21 protein-coding genes and 4 tRNA genes are annotated in these 24,190 nt (G+C 63.3%); 6 read left to right on the forward strand and 19 right to left on the reverse strand.

Going from position 1 to position 24,190, the window contains the following annotated elements; translation table 11 throughout:
- Positions 1-481 precede the first annotated feature (481 nt).
- Positions 482-1,090 (forward strand): DedA family protein, encoded by a 609-nt coding sequence (locus ACFY5D_RS06415; protein WP_387527601.1) that lies wholly within the window; start codon positions 482-484, stop codon positions 1,088-1,090.
- An 88-nt stretch (positions 1,091-1,178) separates the two neighbouring features.
- Here the strand turns inward: ACFY5D_RS06415 and ACFY5D_RS06420 are convergent.
- The 5 genes from ACFY5D_RS06420 to ACFY5D_RS06440 form a co-directional block, all read right to left on the reverse strand.
- Positions 1,179-1,250, reverse strand: a tRNA-Thr gene (locus tag ACFY5D_RS06420).
- A 208-nt stretch (positions 1,251-1,458) separates the two neighbouring features.
- Positions 1,459-2,139: a VTT domain-containing protein gene (locus tag ACFY5D_RS06425; protein WP_387527604.1), complete on the reverse strand. Its 681-nt coding sequence runs from the start codon at positions 2,137-2,139 to the stop codon at positions 1,459-1,461.
- Between the two features lie 121 nt (positions 2,140-2,260).
- Positions 2,261-3,454: an alpha/beta hydrolase gene (locus ACFY5D_RS06430; protein WP_387526578.1), complete on the reverse strand. Its 1,194-nt coding sequence runs from the start codon at positions 3,452-3,454 to the stop codon at positions 2,261-2,263.
- 268 nt (positions 3,455-3,722) lie between these two features.
- Entirely contained in the window at positions 3,723-4,205 is a 483-nt protein-coding gene (locus ACFY5D_RS06435) for a DUF2127 domain-containing protein (RefSeq protein WP_387526581.1), read from the reverse strand.
- Between the two features lie 140 nt (positions 4,206-4,345).
- Entirely contained in the window at positions 4,346-5,653 is a 1,308-nt protein-coding gene (locus ACFY5D_RS06440) for a hypothetical protein (RefSeq protein WP_387526584.1), read from the reverse strand.
- 370 nt (positions 5,654-6,023) lie between these two features.
- Between ACFY5D_RS06440 and ACFY5D_RS06445 the strand changes: the two genes are divergently transcribed.
- On the forward strand, positions 6,024-7,115 hold the full coding sequence (locus ACFY5D_RS06445; protein ID WP_387526587.1) for a DNA alkylation repair protein: 1,092 nt from the start codon (positions 6,024-6,026) through the stop codon (positions 7,113-7,115).
- A 229-nt stretch (positions 7,116-7,344) separates the two neighbouring features.
- Here ACFY5D_RS06445 and ACFY5D_RS06450 read toward each other — a convergent pair.
- From ACFY5D_RS06450 to ACFY5D_RS06470, 5 genes are all read right to left on the reverse strand, one after another.
- A tRNA-Met gene (locus ACFY5D_RS06450) sits at positions 7,345-7,418 on the reverse strand.
- Positions 7,419-7,490: 72 nt separating this feature from the next.
- A tRNA-Thr gene (locus tag ACFY5D_RS06455) sits at positions 7,491-7,562 on the reverse strand.
- Between the two features lie 659 nt (positions 7,563-8,221).
- Entirely contained in the window at positions 8,222-10,246 is a 2,025-nt protein-coding gene (locus tag ACFY5D_RS06460; RefSeq protein ID WP_387526590.1) for a DEAD/DEAH box helicase, read from the reverse strand.
- Between the two features lie 319 nt (positions 10,247-10,565).
- On the reverse strand, positions 10,566-11,252 hold the full coding sequence (locus ACFY5D_RS06465; protein WP_387526593.1) for an MOSC domain-containing protein: 687 nt from the start codon (positions 11,250-11,252) through the stop codon (positions 10,566-10,568).
- Positions 11,253-11,262: 10 nt separating this feature from the next.
- On the reverse strand, positions 11,263-11,535 hold the full coding sequence (locus ACFY5D_RS06470; protein WP_387526596.1) for a metal-sensitive transcriptional regulator: 273 nt from the start codon (positions 11,533-11,535) through the stop codon (positions 11,263-11,265).
- Positions 11,536-11,775: 240 nt separating this feature from the next.
- On the opposite strand from ACFY5D_RS06470, the gene ACFY5D_RS06475 reads away from it, so the two are divergent.
- Positions 11,776-12,240: a hypothetical protein gene (locus ACFY5D_RS06475; protein WP_387526599.1), complete on the forward strand. Its 465-nt coding sequence runs from the start codon at positions 11,776-11,778 to the stop codon at positions 12,238-12,240.
- A 120-nt stretch (positions 12,241-12,360) separates the two neighbouring features.
- Here ACFY5D_RS06475 and ACFY5D_RS06480 read toward each other — a convergent pair whose 3' ends face one another.
- Both ACFY5D_RS06480 and ACFY5D_RS06485 read right to left on the reverse strand, forming a co-directional pair.
- Positions 12,361-13,527, reverse strand: a complete 1,167-nt coding sequence (locus ACFY5D_RS06480; RefSeq protein WP_387526602.1) for a cystathionine gamma-synthase — start codon at positions 13,525-13,527, stop codon at positions 12,361-12,363.
- A gap of 13 nt (positions 13,528-13,540) precedes the next feature.
- Positions 13,541-14,917, reverse strand: a complete 1,377-nt coding sequence (locus ACFY5D_RS06485; RefSeq protein WP_387526604.1) for a cystathionine beta-synthase — start codon at positions 14,915-14,917, stop codon at positions 13,541-13,543.
- Positions 14,918-15,029: 112 nt separating this feature from the next.
- On the opposite strand from ACFY5D_RS06485, the gene ACFY5D_RS06490 reads away from it, so the two are divergent.
- On the forward strand, positions 15,030-16,022 hold the full coding sequence (locus ACFY5D_RS06490) for a DNA-3-methyladenine glycosylase family protein (RefSeq protein WP_387526607.1): 993 nt from the start codon (positions 15,030-15,032) through the stop codon (positions 16,020-16,022).
- Between the two features lie 7 nt (positions 16,023-16,029).
- Here ACFY5D_RS06490 and trxA read toward each other — a convergent pair whose 3' ends face one another.
- Positions 16,030-16,401 (reverse strand): thioredoxin, encoded by a 372-nt coding sequence (gene trxA / locus ACFY5D_RS06495; protein ID WP_387526610.1) that lies wholly within the window; start codon positions 16,399-16,401, stop codon positions 16,030-16,032.
- A gap of 196 nt (positions 16,402-16,597) precedes the next feature.
- Between trxA and ACFY5D_RS06500 the strand changes: the two genes are divergently transcribed.
- Positions 16,598-17,011, forward strand: a complete 414-nt coding sequence (locus ACFY5D_RS06500; RefSeq protein ID WP_387526613.1) for a hypothetical protein — start codon at positions 16,598-16,600, stop codon at positions 17,009-17,011.
- A 166-nt stretch (positions 17,012-17,177) separates the two neighbouring features.
- Here ACFY5D_RS06500 and ACFY5D_RS06505 read toward each other — a convergent pair.
- Positions 17,178-17,259 (reverse strand) — tRNA-Tyr (locus ACFY5D_RS06505).
- A gap of 168 nt (positions 17,260-17,427) precedes the next feature.
- On the opposite strand from ACFY5D_RS06505, the gene ACFY5D_RS06510 reads away from it, so the two are divergent.
- A complete protein-coding gene (locus ACFY5D_RS06510) occupies positions 17,428-17,916 on the forward strand; it encodes a YajQ family cyclic di-GMP-binding protein (RefSeq protein WP_387526616.1) in 489 nt (162 codons plus the stop codon).
- 124 nt (positions 17,917-18,040) lie between these two features.
- Here the strand turns inward: ACFY5D_RS06510 and efeB are convergent, their stop codons facing one another.
- The 5 genes from efeB to ACFY5D_RS06535 form a co-directional block, all read right to left on the reverse strand.
- On the reverse strand, positions 18,041-19,336 hold the full coding sequence (efeB, locus tag ACFY5D_RS06515; RefSeq protein ID WP_387526619.1) for an iron uptake transporter deferrochelatase/peroxidase subunit: 1,296 nt from the start codon (positions 19,334-19,336) through the stop codon (positions 18,041-18,043).
- A gap of 6 nt (positions 19,337-19,342) precedes the next feature.
- Positions 19,343-20,500: an iron uptake system protein EfeO gene (gene efeO / locus ACFY5D_RS06520; RefSeq protein ID WP_387526622.1), complete on the reverse strand. Its 1,158-nt coding sequence runs from the start codon at positions 20,498-20,500 to the stop codon at positions 19,343-19,345.
- A gap of 33 nt (positions 20,501-20,533) precedes the next feature.
- Positions 20,534-21,385 (reverse strand): iron uptake transporter permease EfeU, encoded by an 852-nt coding sequence (efeU, locus tag ACFY5D_RS06525; protein ID WP_387526625.1) that lies wholly within the window; start codon positions 21,383-21,385, stop codon positions 20,534-20,536.
- 433 nt (positions 21,386-21,818) lie between these two features.
- Positions 21,819-22,691 carry a zinc metalloprotease HtpX gene (gene htpX, locus ACFY5D_RS06530; protein WP_387526628.1) on the reverse strand — a complete coding sequence of 291 codons (873 nt, stop codon included), beginning with the start codon at positions 22,689-22,691 and terminating at the stop codon, positions 21,819-21,821.
- Positions 22,692-22,831: 140 nt separating this feature from the next.
- Positions 22,832-24,112 (reverse strand): MFS transporter, encoded by a 1,281-nt coding sequence (locus tag ACFY5D_RS06535; RefSeq protein ID WP_387526631.1) that lies wholly within the window; start codon positions 24,110-24,112, stop codon positions 22,832-22,834.
- Positions 24,113-24,190: the final 78 nt, after the last annotated feature.

A 24,190-nucleotide genomic window follows, 5' to 3' on the forward strand; every position in this document is an offset into this window, starting at 1 on the left:
CGGCGAGGGGGCGGAATCGGGTGTGCGGATATCTTGGCGTTCCGATTCAGGAACCGAATCAAATTCGTCCCCAGGTGAGGAAGCCACTGTCGATTTCTCGTCCGCGGTGCCCTCTTGGCTCCCCGATTCCGGTTGCCCCTGGCGCGCGCGTCGAAGCGAGGCACGGGTCGGGAACTCTTGGTTGAAGTCGGCCTTGGGCATGCGCTTGGTCCTCTCATAAAGGTTCATGGTCATCACGAGCGCTTACTCTCATTGGCCCTTCATAGAGCTACAAGGCACCTATGACCACAGATTTCGCACTTCACCCATCATATCGGGGAGCTCCGCCGAACCGGCAGATTGCCCCCGGCACGGTTCACTCGGACGCCGAAGTAGGAATTGAATTCAGCGATGGCTAGCCTTGTTGGAGACCAACCATATGGCGTGGAACACGCCGAGCATGCAACGAACAGGACCGCTCGTGGATTTTTTCGGCACAGCCTTGGACGCGCTGAGCACCTTCATCCTCTCTGCTGCGGGACACCCACTCTCCTACCTGATGATCTTCCTGTTCTGCGCGATCGACGGTTTCTTCCCGCCGGTCCCCAGCGAATCGCTGGTCGTTGCACTGGCTTCCCTGATACCTAGCAGGGGAATGCCCGACCCGTGGCTCCTGGGCCTCATGGCCGGGCTGGGCGCATTCGTGGGCGACAACGTCGCCTACCTGATCGGCAGGGCCATCGGTACCGACAGGTTTGCGTGGATGCGCCGGAAGCGGCTTCAACATGCCTTTGCGTGGGCCGGCTATGAACTGCGACTCCGGCCCGTCTCGTTGATTTTGGTGGCACGCTTCGTGCCCATCGGCCGGGTTGCGGTGAATCTGGTCGCCGGCGCCACCCGCTACACACATCGCAACTTCCTCATCCTCACTTGCTTTTCCAGTGTTGGATGGGCCGCATACTCGGTGCTGATCGGGATGCTGGCAGGCCAGTGGTTCCAGGAATACCACCTCCTGGGCATGGTGGTCGCGGTGGTCGTCGCGATGGGCCTGGGGATCACGATCGACCGCATCGTCGCCCGGATCAGCGGCAACACCTCGCTTCGAAAGTAGGAAGCATGCGGCGGAACCAGGTTCGCGGGACAACAAAAAACCGCTGCCCAGCCCATCGAAATGGGTTGGGCAGCGGTTTTTATCTCTGAGCCCCCCACCGGAATCGATCCGGTGACCTCGTTCTTACCAAGAACGCGCTCTACCACTGAGCTAGGGGGGCAACGAAGAAATACTCTACCTAACAATCGACCCAAAATGCACATCGAGAGCGCCCAAAGTGACGAAGGTCGCATTTTAGTGGTGAAGGTTGGGTGGTTGCGGTGCCGTCGTCAGGCTTCGCGAGGCAGGAACCCGAACGCGGAATCGCGCAGTTCGGGTGCCGCCAGCGGGTGTTGCGCTCAGCCGTGAGCACACCCGCCGGAACCGATCTAGCTTTCGCTTGCTTTCCTTCTGCCCGCCTTGAGCAGTTCCAGTCCAATGGGAATCACCGAAATGAGGACAATGACAACAAAGATCACGTCGATGTTCTTGCCGACCCATTCGTATTGCCCCAGCCAGTAGCCAAGGAGCGTCACTCCCACGCCCCAAAGCAGGGCTCCAAGCAAGTTGTAGAGGGCGAAGACCTTGTAGCTCATGTGGGCGACGCCCGCGATGACAGGCACGAAAGTCCTGACGATGGGCACGAAGCGGGCCAGAACCACGGCCCTGCCGCCGAATCGCTCAAAGAATGCATGGGCCTTTTCAACGTATTCCTGTCGGAAGAACCGCGAATCCGACCGCTTGAAAATTGCGGGTCCTGCCTTGCGCCCAATGAGATATCCGGTTTGGTCGCCTGCAATCGCGGCGACGAAGATCAGCAGGGCAAAGACCGGAAGGCTGACATTCAAGGCACCGGTGGCAACCAGGAGGCCTGCGGTAAAGAGCATGGAATCGCCGGGCAGGAAGAATCCCACCAGCAGGCCGGTCTCGGCAAACACGATGCCGCAGACCAGCAGTATGACCCACGGGCCAAGGGCCGGGTCCCGCAGGAAAACGTCGGGATTCAACCAGTCCGGAAGGAAACTCGAGGTTACGGGCCTCACCGAGACGGCGGCGAGTGCCGCGTGCATGTTGGAAAAAGAAATCACCACCCAACATTAGGGCACCGTTCGGAGGCAGGAAGCGATATCTGCCTCCCGAACCGCAAGCTCCCAGCGGATTCACGGCCAACGCGCCGGTACGTTCGAGGCGCTACCGGGACAAGCCCATCCTCTTGGACAGAACATCCAGGCCGTCTGCGAGGCCAACTTTGGCAGCTTTCCACGAGTGCCCCATGCCCGCGACCGTTGCATCGACAACGGTCATTCCGGCGGCCTTGGCGGCCGCCGATAGCGTGCTCATCTCCGGCCCGTAGTGGTGGTCGTCGGCACCAACGGATAGGTACGCGAAGCTGTGGTGGTACTTGTTCCGGCTGAGAAGTGCCAGCGGCGTCTTGGCGTCGAAGGCCGCAGTGTTGCCGCCGAACGAATGCTGGATTGTGACGTTTCGGTTGGCCGTCAGTGCGGGCTCGAGCTGCCCCGACAGATCGAGGATGTTCGGGTAAATGGCGGGCTGCTCGGTACCCAACTGAATCGCGCAAGTCCCGCCAAACGAGAATCCGCCAAAGGCCCACCGGGATGTGTCCGTTTGGACATCGAGATTCGTCTTGATCCACTTCGGAACGTCAACCGAGAGATACGTTCCGGCGTTGGCAATTTGGCTGTCCATGCACATGGTGTTCCCGTCCTGGCTGCCGTTGGGGTCCACGACCACCACGACCGGGGCCAGCCCCTGATGTGAACGGGCAAATTTGTTCATGATGTGTTCAAGGTTGCCTGAATCGACCCAGCGTTGCGGGCTCCCCGGCTGCCCTGCCACCATGACCAGCACCGGCAGCTGGGGCCGTTTGGCGACCAGATAGGCCGGCGGAAGGTAAATCACCGCGTTGCGGGCGGAGAATCCGGAGGCGGTCCCCAGGATGCCATTCTCAAAGAGCTTGCCGCTCTTCGGCATGTCCCTCGGCGCCGTCCACCCCTGAATTGCGGGGAGCTTGGAGCCTGTTTCGTGGGCCAGTTCCTGGGGCGTGCGCAGGTCGTTTCGGCCCAGTGTCGGCAGTCCCGAAGTATCCGCATCGTAGAAACTCCCGATGTTCATGTACTGGCCAAAGTAGGCATTGATTTGCACCGCCGACAAGAGGACCACCGCAACCATGCCAAGCGGGGTGGCCAGCCGGCGCCAGGCGCCAATGCCCCTCATGCCGAAAATGCCGAGGAACACGGCAAATGCACCAACGCAGCCCCAAGCGATCACCGAGCCGGGCATGGGCTCGGGAAGCACATAGAAAACCCATACCAACAACCAGTGCACGATCAACGTCGCGAGGACTGCCGCAACCGCCAAAAGCACGATCCTGAGCAACCATTTGGATTGCCTGCGGGGAAGCAGAAGGAAGAGCATTCCGATCGAGGCAACAATCCACACGACCGTTGGAAACCAACCGCCAATCAAACTGATCGAATCCACGAACCCCATAGCCGCTTCCGTCTCTTTGGCATAAGACCTTCCCGTGGGCCAGCGCCCCGTCCAGTTACGACGTTAAGCCGTATTCCGGTCGGTGCGCCCATGGGCAAACTGTGCAACTTCAGCAAATACTCTGGGAAATGCCTGCGGCAGGCTATCCGTTGGCAGTCGCCCTGAGGCGGTGGCGCTTGTACTCATGCCATGTCAGATACGCGACAATTGCATCGAAGAGGGTGAGCGCGACAAGCCCTGCACTTGGCGCGATGGATATTTGATACCCCTGGTATGCAATGAAGACCAGCAGGACACCGAGCATCCAGGGATAGGCCCAAATTTTTCCCCTCAGAATGGCAACAACAAGCACGAGCTTCACGACGCCGTGCAGCAGCAGATAGATGGCAGCAAACAGGATTGAGCCCTGCGTTGCCCGTTCCGTGATGTGCAACAGATGGGTGGCGATGAAGTCATTGGGGTCTTCGGTCAGCTCATTGCGGGTCAGCGCCAAGGCGATGCCGTTCAGTGACCTGGGGCCTGCAAAAAGCAGGACGATTCCCCCAAGGATTTCGGCGGCCCCGTTGAGGCCCTTGGCCGCGATCCCAACGAGGAAGAATCGTTCCCACCAGTCCCGCGGTTTCACCGCTCACCCCCGTCGCCCCGGCACTGTTACCAACGGCATTTCCCGTGCTGTTGCGCCTCCGGCCAACAATGCCACATTGGAAAGAATCCGTCATGGCCAGATCCCGGCGAAGTTCCGGCTCGCAAGCACCTTGGGCGGGGTCAGTCCTTCCACTTCGTGACGACGTCCGTGGCCAGTGCGCTGTCGTTTGACGAATCGCGAACCGACCAGGCCAGGTATTCGCCTTGGCAAAGGCTGTTTCCGAACAGGTCCGGTTCCTTCACGGCACGCAACGTCTGCTTGTCGGAGTTGTAAACATACTGGGAAGCAACGCCTTCGCCGCTGGCATCTGAGTAGGTCCACGTCACCAAGTCCCCGCAGTGCGCCAGACCTTCAAGATAGGAATCCTGCGGTTCGGTGAACGCGATGACCTTCTTGCTCTTGGTGTCCACGACGAAAGTCTCCCCGTTGAAGGAGAAGGACAGGGCGCTGCCGGAACCGTTCAGCGTCTTGAAGAAGCTGCCTTCCGGCGCGTTCTCCGCGATCTTGAGCAGGTCCGTTCTGGTTCCGTCGTTGTTCAGAAGAACTATTCCCCGGGCATCGTCCATGGTGAGGAAGTTCAATTCCCCTTCTTCTTCTTCTTCTTCTTCTTCTTCTTCTGCTTCCCCGTCGAGCTTTTCAAGTCTCACCGCCGCCACCGCATCGTCCAGTGACACCGGGTAGGCAGCCCCGGATTCCTCTATGCGCATTTTTCCTTGACCGGAGAGGTCGGTCGATACTACTTGGGTGTTGAGCATTCCCCCGATTTCCGGCCCCACGGTGGTGTGCCAATACACTCGGTTGGAATGGATGACTGGGTCGATGCCGCCCATTCCGGCCCCCAGCGACGGGTCGTCTGCATTGTCACCGGACTTCGCCAGCAGCACGGGTTCGGATGCGGCTGCGCGCTTGGCAAAGATCTTCCAGGTGGTGGCCACCAGGGCTGTGTCGGGAGTCTCAAACCAGACGAAGTTATCCCCGTCGGAATCCCCGCTTTCCACTTGGCGAAGTTCGTTGGAAGGCTCCGCTCCTGCAGCCTCGGGCCATGGCTGGAATTCTTCGTCCACCACCAGGCCCACACGGGATCCCGAGGTGAGGCGATTCGTGGAGGCGTCGATCCCCTGGTTCTCCATCATGGATCCAACCAGCCGACCTTCGCGATCCAAGCCGAATGATGCGAAGGATTCGCTGCCGAGGGCCCAGCGTTCGGTGGTGGACACCTGTTTGAAGTCCCGTCCGGGCACAGCCTCGGTAGCTGTCTCCAGATCGATCCTGCTGATCCGGAATTCGCTTCCGTCCGCCCATTCAAGGGCGGAGTAGCCAGCGGATTCGTGCGCCACTGGCTGCGGGTTTTGGCTTGCGCATCCGGCGACGGCCAACGCTGCAACACCAGCGACTGCAGCAAACCATGAACCTCGTCCAAGCCCCATTACTCAATTCGCCCCGTTCCTTGGTTGTGTTGCAGTTGAGTAGCGACGCGGCGCGCTCCCTGGCTCGCAGGTGGTTTCACCGGCAAACGGCTCGTCGGGTAGTCGTTTGCGCCAGAGAAGCCACCTAGAACCCGGAACGGAAACGACATGTTCCAGAATCGGGCATCCGTTGCGCACGTCGCGTTGCAAACTTCCGACTAGACTACCGCAGGGGCACCTGCTTCCCATGTCAAGCATCACTTCCGGAGATGGCAACGGTGCCGAATAACCGCTTTGAAGATCCCGCCTTCCAGCGCAATTGAACTTGCGCGCCGCGGCGGGAACCCTTCGGCCAGACGGCCCACGTCCAAACCAGAAAGCCCGATACCCAGTGCCTTTTGCAGATGAAATGCTCGGCGAAAACGATCTCTACAGACTCATCGGATTGATATCGGATGCAAACCCCGCCGAACCGCTCACTTCCCTACGTGCAGTGCAAGGGAACCTGGGCCCCAAGGGCATCCATGAACGCATTGCGCTGATCTCTGCAGCCCTTCGCGGCGACATCGAGCCATCGCTCGACGTCACGGCCATGAGCCTCCTGGAATCGAAGGATTTCGCGGGTTGGATGACACTGGCGGTTTCGGATGCCCTGGTCACCCGGGAGAACCCGGATCTGGATACGACACTCGAATTGCTTCGACGTTTCACGCCCCGGTTGAGCAGCGAATTTGCCATGCGGAAATTGATCGCGTCCAATCAGGACGACGTCTGGCCCACGATTGTTCGGTGGACGCAGGATACCGATCCGGATGTTCGACGCTTGGCTTCGGAATGCACTCGGCCGCGACTGCCCTGGGCCATGCGCATGGACCACCTTGCCAAGGACGAAAGGCTCTCCGGGCCGATTCTTGATGCACTGTTCAACGACGACTCGGACTTCGTTCGCCGTTCGGTCGCCAACCACCTCAACGACATCAGCAAGATCAACCCCGAGCTGGCATTGCGATTGGCGCGGCGATGGGCAACTGATGGGAGCCCCGAAAGCCGGAAGCTGATCCGGCATGGTTTGAGAACATTGATCAAGGAAACGAATCTGGATGCCTTGGAAATGATTGGCGTGGAAAGTTCCAGACGCCTCGCCGTCACAGGCCCTGTCGTCGAACGCAAGTCCATCGGCCTCGGGGAATCGCTGGACTTCTCGTACGCGGTGACAAACGAGGAAAGCACGCCAACCACTGTCGTCATTGACTACGTCATCCATTTCATGAAGTCCAACGGCCGGACACGGCCCAAGACGTTCAAGCTCAGCACGCGCACGCTGGCGCCAGGCGAAACTTGGGCTGGACGGCGTGAGCATGGCATCGTTCCCATCAGCACCCGAAAGTATTACCCGGGACTCCATGCGGTGGAACTCAGGGTTAACGGAATCGCTACCTTGGCTGCGCCATTCGCGCTTGAAATACCGGGAGTCGGAAGCTGAACCGCGCTGAGTTTGGGCATGCCACTCGTTGGGGCGGACGGGTCACCAGTCACAACGTCAAGGGCCGGCAACCGCCCACATGGGCGTCGTGGCCCGTGTCGGCGAAGCTTGACGCAGGTAGCCGAAAACACTGCCGACATCGTTGAGGCCCCCGACAAGCCCAGACGGGTGACCTGAACTTTGGCATGAAAAAATCCCCGCCTTCACAAGGAAGGCGGGGATCATTCTGTAGCGGCTCCGGGACTCGATCCCGGGACCTCACGATTATGAGTCGTGCGCTCTAACCAGCTGAGCTAAGCCGCCACGAATGGTAAAACCCGCGTCCGCGTCACGGTTCCCTTGCGGGCAGACTCAAACGCGGGCCATTCCATTCAGAGCCCCCCACCGGAATCGATCCGGTGACCTCGTTCTTACCAAGAACGCGCTCTACCACTGAGCTAGGGGGGCAACGAGTAAGAACTCTACCAGCATTTTTCGGCACTGTGAAATCGAGATGCACTTTTGTGGCCGACGACACAAAATCGGGTGAATTGGGCACGTCAGAGGGCTAATCGAGCCCATGTGCAGTGACATGGATCATGGAAGTTCTTTCCGCTATAAAGGCTCGTGGTGCCGGCGGGGCCCAGGCCGGGGACTTCGTCGGCACCGGATGGCGCCCAATGACCACCGACCCCAGGACTCCCCCGGACCAGACAAGCTCGTCAGCATCCATGGTCCCTGCAAAATTTCCACACACCCTGGAACTTGGCGGGAGCAAACGCGGCATTGCCGCCCGTCCAGTTCCACAGCTCGCTGACGGCGGGCTCACGAGCGCGTCACGCGCTGGCGCCCCTGTCAGCGACGCACAGCGCTTCAAACAGCTCACGGCGGCATACATAGGTTTCAGGGGCTTCCTCCCCGTCCAGCGGTTCACGTAATCGATGGCGTGCGCGCGGGCGGGTTTCAAGCCATGCCCGATGCGTCCGGTTGAAACACAGCAGCGCGTCCACGTCCGGATAGAGCGTCGAACTCGCCGCCTTGCGCCCGGGCAAAACAAAACCCCCGGCGGGAGTGCCCAACCCTTTCGGGATGAACACCCCCACCGGGGGCGTTTGCCTATTTAATGCTTAGTAGTCGCGACGACGCGGGGCGCCGGTGCCACCTGCGGTGCGCGGCTTGCGCGAGCCGCCGAAGCGGTTCTCGCCGCCACCGGCGTTGCCGCGGTATCCGCCGCGCTCGCCACCCTGGCCGCCACGGTCGTTGCGGTCGTAACCGCCACGGCCGCCTTCGGAGGAGCCGCCTTCGCTGCGACGGTCGTTGCCGCCACGGTATCCGCCGCCACCCTGGCCGCCACGGTAACCGCCGCCGCCTTCACGGCCTCCGCGGTAACCGCCGCCGCCGCCCTGGCCGCCACGGTAACCGCCGCCGCCTTCACGATCGCTGCGCGGGCTACGGCCATTGTCCAGCTCGAGGTGGATCAGTTCGCCACCGATGCGGGTGCGGGACAGCGACTGCAGCTGCTCCGAGGAGAGGTCTGCCGGCAGTTCCACGAGCGTGTGGTCGGCACGGATGTCGATGCCACCGATCTGTGCGGAGGTCAGGCCGCCTTCGTTGGCAAGTGCGCCAACGATGGAGCCCGGCATGACGCGCTGGCGACGGCCAACCGCGAGGCGGTAGGTTGCGTTGCCTTCGGTCAGTGCACGCGACGGGCCGCGGGAGCCGAAGCCGTCCTTGCCGCCGCCTGCAAGGCGAGCCTGCTTGGCCGGGGCAACCGGAAGTTCCTGCATGAGCAGCGGGCGGCCGCCCTGTGCCATGTGTGCCAGCGCAGCGGCGATCTCGACCTCGTCGATGTCTTCGTGCTCGGCGGAGAACTTCTCGACCAGGTTGCGGAAGACCGTGAGGTCCTGCGACGAGATGGTCTCGGAGATCTTGTCAGCGAACTTCGAGAGGCGCTTGTCGTTGACTGCGTCAACGCTCGGCAGGTGCATCAGCTCGACGGACTGGCGGGTTGCCTTTTCGATGGCACGCAGCAAGTACTTTTCGCGCGGGGTCATGAAGAGGATCGCGTCGCCCGAACGGCCGGCGCGGCCGGTGCGGCCGATGCGGTGGACGTAGGACTCGGTGTCGTGCGGGATGTCGAAGTTCACGACGTGGGAAACGCGCTCCACGTCAAGGCCACGGGCCGCAACGTCGGTGGCAACCAGGATGTCGATCTTGCCATCGCGCAGGTTCTCGATGGTGCGCTCGCGCTGCTGCTGCGGGATGTCGCCGTTGATGGCCGCTGCGGTGAAGCCGCGGGCCTTGAGCTTGTCGGCCAGGTCCTCGGTCGCCATCTTGGTGCGAACGAAGGCGATGACGCCGTCGAAGGTTTCCGACTCAAGGATGCGGGTCATGGCGTCGAGCTTGTGGGCTCCCATGACCTGCACGTAGCGCTGGCGGATGTTGCTGCCGGTGCTGCTCTGTGCCTTGACGGAGACTTCCTGCGGGTTGCGCAGGTACTGCTTGGAGATGCGGCGGATCGAGGAAGGCATGGTGGCCGAGAACAGCACAACCTGCTTCTCTTCCGGGGTGGCCTCGAGGATCTTGTCGACCTCTTCGGCGAAGCCCATGCGCAGCATTTCGTCGGCCTCATCAAGGACCACGTACTGCAGGTCCGAAAGGTCCAGGGAACCCTTGTTGATGTGGTCGATGACGCGGCCGGGGGTGCCGACGACTACCTGTGCGCCACGGCGAAGGCCGTTGAGCTGCGGGCCGTAGGCGGATCCGCCGTACACGGGAAGGACGGTGAAGTCGCCCATGTGCTTGGCGTAGGAGGTGAATGCTTCGGCGACCTGGAGTGCAAGCTCACGGGTCGGGGCAAGAACCAGGACCTGGGTCTTGCGTGCGGTGCCGTTCAAGTCGGCCAGTTCGGCCATCTTGGACAGAGCCGGGAGGGCGAACGCGGCGGTCTTGCCGGTGCCGGTCTGGGCTACGCCGACAACGTCGCGGCCCTCGAGCAGCAGCGGGATGGTTGCTGCCTGGATCGGGGATGGCTTTTCGTAGCCAAGATCGGAAACTGCGGCGAGAACGCGGCCGTCCAGACCCAAATCGGAGAAGAGAACGGTGTTCTCTTCGGTCTTGGTTTCGGCGTTGGCGTTCTGGTTTTCGGGCATGTCAGTAGACAAGGAAAATAACCTCATTCATAGGGGCGGATAAACCCCGTTTCAACGAGGCTCCGCAGCACAATCGGACTCAATCACTTTGGTCCGGCGACTCCCCTATGAAAGAAACATCCCGCGCAATTTGGCGGGCTCACACACGACGAGCTCCTGCCTCAAATATTGGGCAGAATGCGAGGGAAGCCGGATACAGCGAACACCTAAGCTTATCGCCCCTGACCCGAAAGGGGGGTCTTTTTGTCCGGTGAGCTTGCGCACACAGCCGCGCACCACGGCCAACGTGGCCGTTCGACCGGGTTCGACTTGGGTGGATCTAGTCCGTGAACCCGAGCTGCCGCAGCTTGTTGAGGATCTTTTCCGGAAGCGGGACACCGGTTGCCGCCTGCTCGTCGAGCATGGCCTGCGCCTGCGCCGGGGTCGGTCCCGTGAAGACGTCCCGCACACTGACCCCGTGCGCGGGTCGGGAAACGACCTCGATGGCGTCGCCGGCGCGGATCTTGCCGACCCGGACAACCCGGAGATAGCAGCCCACGTCGCCGCGTTCGGTGAAGCGGGAGACCCAGTCCTCCTCCTCCATGTGCCTGGCGAAGGTCGAACACGGCGTGCGCGGCAGCGTGACCTCCACTACAACGTACTTGCCGATCCGCCAGCGCTCCCCCACGATGGCGTCCGTGGTTTCCAGCGAGGAGACCCTGAGGTTTTCGCCGAAGCATCCCCCGGGAATCTCGCGGCCCAGCTCCTGCGCCCAGCGTTGCGCCTCGGCCTCCGAATAGGCGTAGATCGCCTGGTCGGCGCCGCCGTGGTGGATCCGGTCCGCCTGCACATCGGCATAGAGCCCGACCTTGGTGGCCTTGACGGGCCCGGCGACCGCGCGCTTGTCGATCGCGGTGACACCGATGCCGCGGTCGGGCTTCAGCGCATGCACCACGCAGACCTGTTCCAGGATCCCTGTCCCGGGGCCCTGCTGGTTCACTGTTTCGACGTTGACCTGTGCACTCATGGTTCGCAGTCTATGCCAGCGAGAGGAAAAGTTTCTCAAGTTTCTGGCGATCCACGGCCCCGGCGCCTTCTTCGTTCGCCTCGGCCTGCATGCAGGACTGCAGCCCACTGGCGATGATGCTGAACCCGGCGCGGTCCAGGGCCTTGGATGCCGCGGACAGCTGGGTGATCACGTCCGCGCACTCCTGGCCGTCCTCGATCATGCGGATCACGGCGCCAAGCTGCCCCTGGGCACGCTTGAGCCTGTTGAGTACCGGTTTGAGTTCTGCTGGGTCCAGTTCCATGCCTCGAGAATATGCCCCCGGGGGTAATTTCGGCCAACCGGGCCGCCGCCGGCGGGTCACCGTTGTTCACACAAACGCGGGGCGCGGGCCCTGCGCAGCCGCGGCACCCTGTCTCTCACTACCAAACGTTTTCCGGTATCCTCCCGAACATGAACTTGCTAGATAACGACGCCTTTGCCGGATGGCTGGCGGACCAAGGCGACCACCGTGCAGTGCCCGTCAAGGTAGCCGGGTAGGGCCTTGGGACCGGACGAGCAGACCCCGCCGCAATCCGCCCGGCAGACGGTGCCGCATTCCCTGGTGGTGGCACGCTGGTGGTGGATCGCCACCGCGCTGGCGGCGCTGGGATTCGCCGCAAGCTTCTTCTACAACTCCACCCAGCGCCCGGCCGCCGAGGCGCCCGGGCTGTGGGCCGCGGGCATTGCGCTGGTCGGGATCGGGCTGCTCGTCGGCTTCGCCGTCCTCCAGCTGTGGCGCGGCAAGCTCGCGGGACGGCTGTCGCTGACCTGGTGCGGGTTGATCATCGGGCTGCCGCTAATGACCCGAGGGTTCCGGCTTGGCCTCTTCGCCGCGCTGATACTGGTCGGCGTCGCACTGCTGTGGACCCCGGGCAGCATCAGGTTCTTCGCCCCGCAGGCCAAAGCCGCACGCGCGCAGCGCAAGGCCGAACGCGCGGCACGCCGGCGGCAGGGCGCGGCGAAGTAGCCGGCGGACGGCCTGCCCAAGGCGCCGAAACCAAGGATGGCCGGGGCCCATGCGGAATTTTCCGCACGGGCCCCGGCCATCGCTGTCTGGAGTGCCCCCGAAACAGGGGCCGTCGTCGGGTCAGAGCTTGGCGAACGCCTGTTCCAGGTCCGCGATCAGGTCCTGGACGTCCTCGATGCCGACCGAGAGCCGCAGCAGGTTCACCGGCACCGCGAGCTCGGTGCCCTTGACCGAGGCGTGGGTCATTTCCGAGGGGTAGTTCATCAGCGATTCGATGCCGCCCAGGGACTCGGCCAGGGTGAAGATGCGGGTAGCCTCGGCCACGGTGCGGGCCGCGGCCTCGCCGCCGGTGAACTGCACCGAAACCATGCCGCCGAAATCGCTCATCTGCTTCTTGGCCAGCTCGTGCCCCGGGTGGTCCTCCAGACCCGGGTAGTGCACGGCCTCAACCTCGGGGCGCCCGGCCAGCCAGGTGGCGACGGCCATGGCGTTCTCCGAGTGGGTGCGCATGCGCACGCCCAGGGTCTTGAGCCCGCGGGTGGTCAGGAACGCGTCCATCGGGCCGGAGACGGCGCCCACGGCGAACTGGATGAAGCCGATCTTCTCCGCCAGCTCGGCGTCATTGACGATCACTGCGCCGCCGACCACGTCCGAGTGCCCGCCGATGTACTTGGTGGTCGAGTGCACCACCACGTCCGCGCCCAGGGCCAGCGGCTGCTGCAGGTACGGGGAGGCAAAGGTGTTGTCGACGACCAGCAGGGCGCCGGCGTCGTGGGTGATCTTCGCGATGGCCTCGATGTCGGAGATGCGCATCATCGGGTTCGACGGGGTCTCGACCCACACCAGCTTGGTGTTGTTTGCGGCGATGGCCTCGGCGAGCGCCGCGTGGTCGGCCATGTTCACCGGGGTGTTCCCGATCCCCCAGCCGCCGAGCACCCGTGCGATCAGGCGGTAGGTTCCCCCGTAGGCGTCGTTGCCCAGCACGATGTGGTCGCCCGGTGCGGTCAGCGCGCGGATCAGCGAGTCCTCCGCGGCGAGGCCCGAGCCGAAGGAGAACGCGTGCGTGCCCCCCTCCAGTGCGGCGAGCTGTTCCTGCAGGGCGTCGCGGGTGGGGTTTCCGCCGCGGCCGTATTCGTAGCCGGCGCGCAGGTTGCCGATCCCGTCCTGGGCGTAGGTGGAGGAGAAGTGCAGCGGCGGCACGACGGCCCCGGTGCGCGGTTCGAAGGCCTGGCCGGCGTGGACGGCGCGGGTGTTGAAGCCCTGGTTGGCGTGGTTGTTCTCGCTCATGGTGTGTGGGTCCTTAGTGGGTGAGGTAGGTCAGCAGGTCGTGGCGGGTGATGACCCCGACGGCCTCGCCGTCGTGGGTGACCAGCAGTGCGTCGTGGTCGGCCAGCAGGGTGCGGGCGTTGTCGATGGATTCGTGCACGCCGATCATGGTCAGCGGGACGGTCGCCAGCGGACCGACCGGGTCGGTGAGGGCGATTTCATTGCGGAAGAGCTTCTCGGTCAGCGTGCGCTCGTCGATGTAGCCGAGCACCTCCCCCAGCCGCACGGGCGGCTCGGCACTGAGCACCGGGACGGCGGAGACCCCGTACTCGTTCATGATGCCGATCGCGTCGCGCACCGATTCGTTGGGGTGCACGTGCACCAGGTCCGGAAGGCTGCTGTCCTTGGAGCCCAGCAGCTTGGCCACGGTGTCCTGCCTGTCGGTGGACAGGAAGCCGTAGGAGCGCATCCAGGCGTCGTTGAAGATCTTGCCCAGGTAGCCGCGTCCGCCATCCGGGGCGATGACCACCACCACGGCGTCGGAGGGCAGGTCGCGGGCCAGGCGCAGGGCCGCGGCAACCGCCATACCGGAGGAGCCGCCCACCAGCAGGCCCTCTTCCTTGGCCAGTCGGCGGGTCATCTCGAATGCCTCGGCATCCCCCACGGGCAGCACCTCGTCCGGGACCGACTTGTCGTAGTTGGCCGGCCACATGTCCTCCCCGACGCCCTCGACGAAGTAGGGGCGTCCGGTGCCGCCGGAGTACACGGAGCCGTCGGGGTCGACCCCGATGACGCGGACTGGGCCGCTTGGGCGGTCCGCGGAGATCTCCTTGAGGTAGCGGCCGGTACCGGTGATGGTTCCGCCGGTGCCTGCGCCGATGACCACGTGGGTGACGGTGCCGTCGGTATCGGCCCAGATTTCCGGGCCCGTGGATTCGTAGTGGCTGTCGGGGGCGGCGGGGTTGGAGAATTGGTCGGGCTTGTAGGCCCCCGGGATTTCGCGCACCAGGCGGTCGGAGACGCCGTAGTAGGACTCGGGTGATTCGGGAGCCACCGCGGTGGGGGTGACCACGACGTCGGCACCGTAGGCGCGCAGCACGTCGCGCTTTTCCTCGCCCACCTTGTCCGGGGTGACAAAGATCGTCTTGTATCCCTTGAGCTGGCCCACCATGGCCAGCCCGACCCCAGTGTTGCCGCTGGTCGGTTCGACGATGGTGCCACCGGGCTGCAGTTCCCCGCTGGCCTCGGCCTTCTCAACCATCTTCAGGGCGATGCGGTCCTTGATGGACCCTCCCGGGTTCAGGTATTCGAGCTTGAGCAGAACCGTTGCCTGGATTCCTGCGGTGACTGAGTTGAGCTGAACCAGTGGCGTGTTGCCGATCAGGTCAAGGACTGTGCGCGCGTACTTCATGGCGCACACTCTACCGGCGCAGCGTAACAATTTCGTGGTGACTCGTAGTGATTCTTCATGAGCGGCCGGGGGCACGTAACACCCGTCGTAGGCACGGTGGGAGGATTGTTCCATGGCCCTCGATGTTGCACCCCAGCTTCCCCCCAGTGACGCGCATGCCCTCTGGGATCCGCAGGGGCCCTATTCGTTGCGGCCCAGCCTTTCCATCCTTCAGCGCGGCCCGCAGGATCCCACCACCAGGGTGGGCGCGACCCAGGCCTGGCTGTGTTTCCACACCGCCGAGGGCCCCGTCACCCTGCTCATCTCCCGTACTGAGGCGTTGCATTCGGAGGTGATGCTGCGGGCATGGGGTCCGGGAGCGCAAGCGGCCGTGGCACAGGGCCCGCGGCTGATCGGCGCACACGACGACTGGAGTGGCTTTGACGCGCCGCCCTTCAGGGAAACCGTTCCCCAGGTCGTCTCGCAAACCCGCAAGATGAACCCCGGCTTGCGTTTCCCCGCCACGGGCCGCATCTTCGACGCATTGTTCCCCGCCATCCTCGAGCAAAAGGTCACGGTGATCGAGGCCCACTACGCGTGGAAGTACCTGGCGCTCGCGGTAGGCGAAATTCCGCCGGCCCCGGCGCCGGCCGGCATGCGGTTGCCGCCGACCCCGGCAGCGGTGCGTTCACTGCAGCCGTGGCAGTGGCACCAGGCGCGCGTTGATGCCAAACGCTCGGCCACTGCCGTGCGTGCCGCCGTCCTGGCTCCGAGCCTGGAACGCTGGGGCTCACTGGCGCTGGGGAGCAAACGCGAGGGCGTTTTGGGGCCCGGGACCATCGACGCCGCACTGGGCTCGATTCCCGGGGTGGGTCCCTGGAGCATCGCCGAGGTGCTGCAACGCACGCACGGCGCGCCGGACCACGTTTCGGTCGGCGACTACCACCTGGCGGCTTTCGTCGGCCAGGTACTGACCGGGCGCAGGGTCGATGATGAGGGGATGCTCCGGCTGCTGGCCCCCTACACGGGGCACAGGCAGCGCGTGGTCAGGCTCCTGGGCGCCTCGGGCGTGCGCAAACAGGCCTTTGGCCCCCGGTTGGCGCCGATGGATCACCGGCGCCGCTGAAGCGCAGCTACTGAGCCTGTGCTTCCTGCTCGGCGATCTGCGAGTGAACCTGTTCCATGTCGATGCCCTTGACCGCAACAACCAGGTCGTCGAGCTGAGAGGCGTTCAGCGCGCCGGGCTGCGAGAAAACGAGCACCTTGTCGCGGAAGGCCATCAGGGTGGGGATGGACGTGATGTTTGCGGCACGAGCAAGGCCCTGTTCTGCTTCGGTGTCGACCTTGGCGAATTTTACGTCCGGGTATTTTGCCGAAACCTGCTCATACACGGGGGCGAACTGGCGGCAAGGTCCGCACCATTCAGCCCAGAAATCTACGAAGACAATGTCATTTTCTTCCAGTGCCGTGGTGAACTCAGCTTCGGTGATGTCGATGGTAGCCATACCTCCACGGTACCGCGAACTGATGTTCATGCCTCAGTTATCCCCAATTTGTGGCCTTGGACACCGCCCTGCCCCAAGGCCCTTCGAACCGCCTCGCGAGACCTATCCACAACCCCGCGACACCCGCCCCAATCACCTTTCCGTCCTTCTATCCTCATGGGGATGAAGAACCCGCTGAAAAGAAAGGGAACGGGCCATGACACGGTGCACCTTGTTGCTGATCACCACCGGCGAATCCGGTCGCAGGGCACTCTCCGAGGGAATGCTGCTTGCCGAACGCTACGTCGACGGGCTCCCCGTCGACCTGGCCATCACGGAGTCCATGCCGTTTGCCATCGCGCCGGCGTCCAGGATCCAGGAGCGGGTCTCTTACCCCTCCCCGCTTGACGATCCCAGCGCCGCGGCAACGGCCGTGGGGCCCTTGCAGGCGATCTGGGATGGAAACACGTGGTTGACTCCGGGTTCCTGTCCTCCGAAGCCGCCTGCCGACAACGGGGCGACCGAGTGGCAGTGGGCGCACTACAACGCGGTGCTTCAAGCCCCGCGTGACTCCATGATGTTGCTCTGGGATGTATTCGTCGTTCCCATGGGCGAGCGCATGGCGGCCTAGGGAACCGACAAGATTCGCGGCAATTCCAATATATTGGGTGAATCACATCGCGTGCAGGTGCCGGGCAATGAAGGCTACCAAGGCAACGAGGGTGGTACCGGGATCGATTTTGGGCATGAAAAAGCTCGAGCCCAAATCTTACGATTTGGGCTCGAGCTTCATTCGGTGGCAGATACTGGATTCGAACCAGTGAAGGCGTTGCCAGCTGATTTACAGTCAGCCCCCTTTGGCCACTCGGGTAATCTGCCGAATTTGTTCCCTGCGGAACGAGTAGAAACTCTACATGACTTTTTTCGAAAGATAAAATCGAACGGTACGTGAGCTGCCCCACACTCCAATTATGGGCCTCTTTTGGCCATTTGCGGCACCCCGGTAGTCTTGTATTCAAAGCCCATCTCTACTCTTAGGAGGCTCCCATGGCGAGCGATTCAACCTTTGATGTTGTCAGCAAAGTCGACAGCCAAGAAGTGTCCAACGCACTGAACCAGGCCCAGAAGGAAATCGTGCAGCGCTACGATTTCAAGGGCGTCGGCGCAGAGGTCGATTTCAGCGGCGAAAAGATCCTCATGAAGGCTAACTCCGAGGAACGCGTCAAGGCCGTTCTCGATGTTCTGCAGTCCAAGCTGGTCAAGCGCAACATTTCCCTGAAGTCCCTGGATGCCGGCGAGCCTTACCAGTCGGGCAAGGAATACCGCATCGAGGCATCCATCGTTGAGGGCATTGCCCAGGATGTTGCCAAGAAGATCAACAAGCTCATCCGCGACGAGGCACCTAAGGGCGTCAAGTCCACCATTCAGGGTGACGAACTGCGCGTTTCCTCGAAGTCCCGCGATGACCTGCAGGCCACCATGGCATTGCTGCGGACCTTTGAAGATGCGGACCTCCAGTTTGTGAACTTCCGCTAATTCGCCTTTGATAACAACGATGGGCCTGTCACCTCGGATTCGAGGTGACAGGCCCATCGTCATTTGTCGCGTTGCACTGCGTACGGTTCTCCACCGCTATCGCGCTGGAACCGCATCCGGGTAATCAGGATTCGAAGAGGGCTTGGCCCAGGTACCCGCCCTGCTGGACTCCCGGCGGAACGGCAAAGAGGCCCGATCCGGTGTGCCGCAAGTACTCGAGAGACAGAACGTCGTTCCTGGCCATTGCCGACTGCATGGGAACGTAGTGCGTCCTCGCATCCACGACGAACGCAATGAAGAACAACCCGGCATCCAACTTGCCCAGTCCGTCCGAGCCGTCGGTGTAGTTGAAGCCGCGGCGCAGCATGTGCACCCCGTTGTTGTGGCTCGGATGCGCAATCGAAACGTGCGAGTCCACGGCAATCAACGGCCCCTCGCGGCCCTGCATGCCGAAGTCTGGGTCGGTGAATTCCCCGCCGCCCGAGAGCGGCGCTCCTTCCTTCTTGGTGCGGCCGATGAGGCCTTCCTGCTCGCCCAATGAAGTGCGGTCCCAGATCTCAATGTGCATGCGGATTCGACGCGCGACCATGTAGGTTCCGCCGTTCATCCATGCTTCGGGCCCGCTGGAGTCGCGGACCCACACATGCTCGTTAAGGAGGTCGGCGTTTTCCTGCTTGAGGTTTGCGGTGCCGTCCTTGAAGCCGAAGAGGTTTCGGGCCGTCTTCTGGGTGGTGGTGGTCGAGGACGTCCGGCCGAAACCGATCTGGGACCAACGCACGCGTGCACGGCCAAAGGCGATCCTTGCCAGGTTGCGCACGGCGTGCACGGCCACCTGCGGATCGTCGGCGCAGGCCTGGACAATCAGGTCGCCACCGCTGCGTTCTTCCTCCAGCGCATCACCGACAAAGTGTGGCAGGTCGATCAGGGCCGCGGGCAGCTTCCCGGCCAGGCCGTAGCGGTCCTTGCCGTCCTTCTCGAACAGGGTCCGGCCGAATCCGATCGTCACGGTCAGGTGGCTGGGATCCAGATCCAGGGCTTCGCCGGTGTCGTCCGGCGGAGCGTCGTAGCTGCCGTCGGTGGCGCCCTCCCCGATCTCACGCCCTTGCGTCAGCTCGGCGATCGCCTCGGTCCAGTCCTTGAGCAACGAAATCAGTGATTCGCGGGTGCTTGCCGTGACGTCGAACGCAGCGATGTGCATGCGGTCCTGCGCCTCGGTCACGATGCCGGCCTGGTGTTCCCCGTAGAAGTCGACGATCTTGTCGGCGGGATTCGGGACGGTGGCCGCGTTGACGGCGTTGATGCCCAGGGCTCCAACGGCCAAACCGATGCCGCCGGCACCCGCGGCGCCAAAGAGGCCGCGCCTGCTGATTCCCCGGGATTTTTGCTTGTCGTCGTTGGCGACGTCCGTGGTCTTTCTCATCGGGTGCTACTTCACCACTGCGGCGGTGAGCTTGGACAGCGGTTCACCCAGCGCATCCACGGCCGCGCTGAGTTCCTGGACCTGGGCGTCGGTCAGGTCCGTGTAGAGGACAAAGCCGTCGCCCTTCCGGTACTGGTCCAGCAGGCCTTGAAGCGTTGCGAAGTTGGTTTCCAGTGCGGCATCCAGTTCCGAGTCGTTGCCGGCAAGCAACGGACGCAGGTCTTCGTAGGCGATGCGCGCACCTTCCACGTTGGCCTGGAAGTCCCACAGGTCGGTGTGCGAGAAGAATTCTTCTTCGCCGGTGACCTTGCCCGTGGCAACTTCGTCGAGCAGTTCCTTGGCGCCGTTGGCCAGCTTGTCCGGCGTGTAGGTCAGTTCCCGGGTGCGGCTGTTGAGCTCAACCGTGTCGGCAACCATCTTGTCGGCAATCTTCTGGCGTTCGGCCTGCGTCATGGCGGTGTAGCCCTTGGGCGCCCACAGGTCCTTTTCCGCCCGGTGCCATCCGGTGAAGGCGTCGCCCTTTTCCAGGTCCTTTTCGCGTGCGTCCAGCATGGGGTCGAGGTCGCCAAAGGACTCGGCAACCGGCTCGATGCGTTCCCAGTGCATGCGCACGGCGGGGTAGAGTTCGCGCGCCTTATCGGCATCCCCCGCGGCGAAGGCCTCGGCGAACTCCTTGGTGCCCTCAACCAGCTGCTGTGCCTGGTCCTTGACGTACGCGGAGTACAGGCTCACCGCGGTGGCCTGAAGCGCTGCACGGTCGGCACTGACGGTTTCCCCTTCGGGCGCCTTGGTCACGGTGAAAGCCGCACGGATGCCGTCGCCAACCATTCCGGGCTTGCAAGCGGTGAAGTACTTGCCTTCCGGCGCAATGACCACGAGGTCGCGGCTGAGCCCGGGGCCCACGTTTTCAACTTCACCGACAATGCGCAGACCGTCCTCGGCCAACAGGTAGAACTCGGTCACCTCTGTGCCCTCGTTCTTGACGGAGAACTTCATGGTTCCGCCCGGCGCAGTGACTGCGGAGACCGTGCAGGCCTCGGCGGTGCTGGTGACCTGGATGGATCCGTCACCCTCGGCGGTCGGGGTGTTGGTGGTGCAACCGGTCAGGGCCAGCGCTGCCACGGCGGCGGCCGCAGTGAAATTAAGGGGACGAACAAGCTTCATGAGGATTCCTTGATGGTGAAAGTGATGTGAAAACTAGGCGTTTGCCCGGACGGCTGCAGTCGAGGTCGATGATGCGGCCTTCTTGGGCACCGAGATGCGACGGAAGAAAATGGTCATCACGGGAACGACATAGGAAACCCAGACGATTGCCTCGAGCCATGTCGTCGCTGGCGAGAAGTTGAATACGCCCTTGAGCAGCGTTCCCAGGAAGCCACCCGGGGCGATGATGTGTGAAACGTCGAAAGCTAGGTTGTGCAGGCCCGGCAGGATTGCCGCCTCCTGCAGGTCGTGCACGCCGTAAGCCAGGACGCCGCCTGCAACAACGATCAAGGCAGCGCCGGTCCAGGTGAAGAACTTGGACAGGTTGATCTTCAGGACTCCTCGGTGCAACAGTGCACCGAGGCCAATGGCGACGATGATGCCAAGCGTTGCGCCCACCAGCGGCTGCCAGGTCTCGCCCGTGGCACGGGTCGCAGCCCACAGGAACATTGCGGTTTCCAGGCCCTCGCGGCCCACCGCGAACGCCCCCACCATGACCAGCCCCCATGCCGATCCTTCGGCCGCTTGGTCCACCTTTCCGCGAAGATCCGCGGCCAGGGTCTTGGAGGCACTGGCCATCCAGAAGACCATCCACGTCACGAATCCCACGGCAACGATGGACAGGCTTCCGCCAATCGCTTCCTGGGCTTCAAAGGTCAGTCCGCGCGGTCCGAAGGTCAGCAGCGCACCAAATCCCAGGGAGACTGCAACGGCAATGCCGACTCCTGCGAAAATCCGGGGAACGAGCTGAGTCCGCCCGGTCTTTTGCAGATATGCCAACAGGAGCACGACAACAAGGACGGCTTCGAGCCCCTCGCGCAGGCCGATGAGAAAGTTCGCGGTCATGAATTACCTTCGTGGTTCAGTGTCAACCGGCAGACACCGACATTGCGGCACTCCACCCATTAGGTGCGACTGTTGCCAATAGGCTACATGCCCATTGCCTAATGAGGTTACGCCCCGCTTACTTCATGCCGCAAACCGAAATCAGGCTAACGAAGAGTGCCATCCAACCCGCTGCCCCCTCCGCTTGCGGCAATCCGGCTATTCACTTGGTGATATGAATCTCCAGTGGCCCGTGTTCACGATTCGGTATTTTCTTAAATGACGCCTGGTTTAAGCCGGATTTCCGCAGGGCGAAGACCCGGAGACGCCTGCCGGGACGGCGGCCGGAGAATCGTCCGGGACCGCTCGCCGGCCAAAGAAAAGCTCCCGTTTCCCCGGCAGAGGGGAAACGGGAGCGAAAGGCGTTACTTGTCCGGTGCTGTCACCGGCGCGACTAGTAACCCAATGGGCGGCCGGCCATCTTTTCCAGGCGCGCCACGCGGTCGTCCATCGGAGGGTGGGTAGCGAAGAGCTTCTGGGCTCCCCCGGCAAACGGGTTGGCAATCATCAGGTGCGAGGCGTTCACGAGTCGCTGGTCGTCGCTCGGCAACGGGGCGCGCTGCACTCCGCCTTCCAATTTGCGCAGGGCCGAAGCCAGCGCCAGCGGGTCGTTGGTCAGCTTGGCCCCGTCTTCGTCGGCGTCGTACTCGCGGGTGCGGCTGATGGCCATCTGGATCACGGTCGAGGCCAGCGGGGCCAGCAAAGCCATCGCGATCATGGCCAGCGGATTGGCATTGCGGCGGTCGCCGCCGCCGAAGAAGAGCAGGAACTGGGCCAGCGAAGTGATGACGCCCGCCACGGCAGCAGCCACCGAGGAGGTGAGGATGTCGCGGTTGTAGACGTGCATGAGTTCATGCCCCAGCACCCCTCGCAGTTCACGCTCGTTGAGCAACTGCAAGATTCCCTCGGTGCAGCAGACTGCCGCATTCTGCGGGTTGCGGCCCGTGGCGAACGCGTTCGGGGCCACCGTCGGCGAGACATAGAGACGCGGCATCGGCTGCTGCGCAGCGGCCGACAGCTCGCGCACGATCTTGTACATGGCAGGCTGTTCGGCCTCGGTGACCGGGTAGGCCTGCATGGAGCGGATGGCGATCTTGTCGCTGTTCCAGTAGCCATAGGCAGTCGTGGCCAAACCAATGAGCGCAAAGATCCAGATGAAACTGCTGCTTCCGGTTCCCGAAGACAACAGGCCGCCAATGGCCAGCAGCAGGGCGAACATGCCGCCAAGCAGCCCCGCAGTCTTCAGACCGTTGTTGTGATTGTGCACTGTGGTTTTCTCCTCGAAGAACGGTTCGCGGCTTCATATACCGCAAGTTGTATCCACTGTAGTCAACGAGCCTTGGCCCGTCTTTGTTCCCCGCTGTGATGTTGCCGCGAGTTTGCGAGGCGACGGTTCGAATGAGGACTTCAGGGCTTTGGGTGGCGCGAGTCGTAGCGCAGGAATCCGGGCTGTGCGCGCATGAGCAGCGCCGCGGCAACCACGCAGGCGATTCCACCCAGGAGCAACGTGGCGCCCTCGCCGATTCCGCCGGCGACGCCGCCGGAGAGCATCTCGCCCAGCCGCGGGCCGCCCGCGACGACCACGATGAACACGCCCTGCAACCGCCCACGCAGGTGGTCGGGGGTCGCAGCCTGCAGGATGGTGGTGCGGAAAACCGAGGAGATCGCATCGGCAACACCCGCGACGGCCATGCACAGCGCGGCCGGCCACAGCCAGGCGCTGGCTTCACCGCCGGCGGGGAGCGGTTGGCGCGATGCCAGCAGCACCACCAGTCCGAAGGCCCCGATGCTCGCACCCCAGACGGCCACGCACACGAACACCGCGACCCCTTGGCGGTGGAGGCGTCCCAGCGGACCCGAGAACAGCCCGGCCAGGAACGCCCCCAATGCGGTGGCAGCGAGCAACAGGCCCATCGTCAGCTCCCCGCCACCGATCAGCACGGCGCCCACGGCCGGAAGCAGGGCCCGCGGGGCCGCCAGCACCATGGCCGCCAGATCGATCAGGAACGTCATGCGGACGTTGGGCTGGGTGCCCAGGAACTGGAAGCCCTCGATGACCGAGCGCAGCCCCGCTTGGCCGGCCTTTCCGTCGGGCGGCAGCGCCGGGAGCATGTACACGGACCAGACGGCGGCGGTGTAGGTCAACACGTCTATTCCGTAGGTCCAGCCGAATCCGATCCGCGCCACCAGGATCCCGCCCAGCAGGGGGCCGACCATCTGCGCGATCCCGAAGGTGACCATGTTCAGCGAGTTTGCGGCCGGCAGGAGCTTGAGGCCGACGATTGCGGGGATGATGGCGCCACGGGCCGGCTGGTTGATTCCGCCTGCCGCCGAATGGATCGCCACCAGGCCGTAGAGGACCCAGACGTTGTCCACGCCGAGCCAGGCCTGGGCTGCGATCGCCGCGGTCGCCGCCCACAAGACGATGGCGGATGCCAGCGCCACCTTGCGCCGGTCGTGGGCATCGGCAATCGAGCCACCGTAGAGACCCGTCAACACCAACGGAACCAGGGCGAATGCGCCGAGCAGGCCCACGTAAAAGCTTGAGCGGGTCAGCTCGTAGACCTCCAGGCTGACCGCCACAAGCGTCAACTGCCCACCGACGGCGGAGAGCGCGTTGCCGATCCAGAGCCGCTTGAAGGCCGGGCTTTCGCGTAGTGGACTCAGGTCAGCAAGGATTCGTGGCACCCAACGAGTCTAGCCACGCATGACACGCCACACAGGACGCTTATCTTGACTTATTCAAAATAAGCGTGTGGAATAGTT

The organism is Paeniglutamicibacter sp. NPDC012692 (assembly GCF_042901625.1).
Taxonomy (GTDB): Bacteria; Actinomycetota; Actinomycetes; order Actinomycetales; family Micrococcaceae; genus Paeniglutamicibacter.